Source organism: Pseudotamlana agarivorans, from assembly GCF_001642835.1.
Classification (GTDB): domain Bacteria; phylum Bacteroidota; class Bacteroidia; order Flavobacteriales; family Flavobacteriaceae; genus Pseudotamlana; species Pseudotamlana agarivorans.
This window is the reverse complement of sequence record NZ_LXEI01000040.1, coordinates 1-2,352: the sequence shown is the minus strand read 5'-3', so window position 1 is coordinate 2,352 and position 2,352 is coordinate 1. Positions and strand designations below refer to the sequence as shown.

Genomic DNA, 2,352 nt, shown 5'->3' with positions numbered 1-2,352 from the left:
TTCGTGTATGATTAGTGGCGTTATTTAGTACGGAAGTTACCAAATAAAAAACTAATAGAATATTCCGCAGGAATATTCGTAAGCAAGCTCGAACTAGCCATTAATTATACACTTTGTTGGCATTAGTTTATTTCTATTTTGTCTCCAATGGTTTTACTTTCTATTTTAACACCAAATTCTCTGACTTTATCGAGAAACAAGATATAAATTAAGTCAAACGTTTCTCGAGTGTCATTTTTTAATGAGTTTACTAGTTCATTATGCGCTTCTAGAAAATTAGTTTTAATATTAGTTTTTTCGTAAACAGCTTTCTCTGAACCTAATTTTAAGAAAAATGGATACAAAATAAAAGTATGCGCTTTTTCTATTACAGAATTACTCAACTTTAATAAATCATTCGTTTTTAAATAATCATTCTTAATTTTGTCGAACTCTATTTTAATGTCATTAAAACTATTTTCGTAATCACGAGATTCAAATTTAGAGTTTAATTCCAGTAGTTTATTTACTGAAAAATATTCTGCATAAAATTCAGAAATTAAGTAATTTATATAATATGAAATGCCATCTTTAAAGCGAAATTGAGTTTTATCAGTTAATTTGGGCAAATATGGATTACGAAAATAGTAATCACGAGCGTGTCCAATTTCGTGTAATATTATACCTAATGGTAAAAAACAATTTTCATTTAAAAGTAATTTGTTTTCAAGGATTTCTATATTAGCATTAAACGCTTGAAGGAGTTCTTTACGTAAAACTATATCACTCATTTTTTCATTGTCATGGATAGTAATTCCATAACCTTGAAGCTTCTCTGAAGATGTAAATTTAGAACTTGAATTAATTTCTTTAATTCTTTTTCCGTAATTTTTCTCCGTTTCAAAGAAAATGTTTTTGACAAGTTTCAGTTCTTTTTCGCAAAGATTATTCAATAATTCATTTAAAATTGAATCGTCCATTTTTTGAGTTTGTGTGAAATTAATGCCAACGGTCTCATGTATGGGAAGTTGCGGACAAATAGGAGAATGATTTTCCGCAGGAAAATCAGCCGTCCTAAAATGCACTTGCCATAATTTCTTGCCTAAAGTAGCAATTTTTTATACATATTGTTAGCGTACGTGCTATTTATAGATTTATGTGAAGTCCAATTTTAAACAAATAATTTATTACGTTTTGTTTTTAGGATCCAGATTTCGTGTTGCTGTAATCCGAAACCGTCCTGAGTGATTAAATCCGAATTAATGCGCTTTGCTTTTCCATCTAGTTTATCAGTCAGCCGCACAGATTGCGTCTTGCTGGGAATCCGAAACCGTCTGAGTAATTAATTCCGAATTATAGAGTTTTGCTTTTCCATGCAGTTTATCAGTCCGCCGTCCAGATTGCGTATTGCTATGGTCCGAAATCGGCTGAGTAAGAAAGTCCGATTTGTCACGTTTTGCTTTGCCACAAAACTTATAAAAACATTTATATTTTAAACACTTTTTTAGTTTGGACAGAGTAGGAGAGTGCTTTGATTTTTAGCTTTTAAACCACTGTTTTTTGATGCGTGAACCATGAACGCTAACGGTCTCGTGTATGATTAGTGGCGTGATTTAGCACGGAAGTTAACAAATAAAAACTGAATAGAATATTCCGCAGGAATATTCGTAAGCAAGCTCGACCTAGCCATTAATTATACACCTTGTTAGGTGCAGTTTTTATTCCGTTTCTATTTTTATTTCCGTACTGCAAGAAGTTCCGCAAAGTTTACAAATTCCGTCAACATAAATTTTTTCGTCAAATTCATATTCGATTGGGTAATTCAATCCAGTATCAGCTTTTTTACACTTTACACAATAATTGTTTTCGGAAATCCATTCTTGTTCTTCTAGATCTCTTTCTTTAAAATTTCTTTCCAATCTTTGATAAACAATATTTTTTAAAGCTCTTGGTTTTTCATTCGGTTGAGTTTTTTCAAACATTTGATTAATACCGTATTCCCAAGTAAAGTCAGCAATTATTTCAGTTCCAGCGACTGCACAGTTTTTTACGTCATCTTCGGTTGCTGATAGGTCTAGAACGCATAACCATTGAACTTCTTTATCATTTAATTCAATAGATGCTTTTCTTAAAGATTTAGGCGTATTTCCTCGGAGTGCTCTTTTTGCACTACTTTTTAAAAATTCGTTTATGTCTGTTCCGAAGTTCATCGTTTTCTCAAATTCTGACTAAAGTGAAATTTTGTTCTGAAAATCAATAACTTATAAATAGTCAATTTTTTCATAATTATTAAAATTTTCTGCTCCAATTTACTCAATTTTACGTTAGCTTACGTACTGAGGAATTTTGGGGTTTCTATGGGGGATTGCACCT

2 protein-coding genes are annotated in these 2,352 nt (G+C 31.3%); both read right to left on the bottom strand.

All coding sequences use genetic code 11. From position 1 onward, the window contains the following. Positions 1–122 precede the first annotated feature (122 nt). Positions 123–959 carry a hypothetical protein gene (locus A6I66_RS16310; protein WP_157614285.1) on the bottom strand — a complete coding sequence of 279 codons (837 nt, stop codon included), beginning with the start codon at positions 957–959 and terminating at the stop codon, positions 123–125. 738 nt (positions 960–1,697) lie between these two features. Further along, complete coding sequence (locus A6I66_RS16305; RefSeq protein WP_067151938.1) at positions 1,698–2,189, bottom strand: hypothetical protein; 492 nt, start codon at positions 2,187–2,189, stop codon at positions 1,698–1,700. Positions 2,190–2,352: the final 163 nt, after the last annotated feature.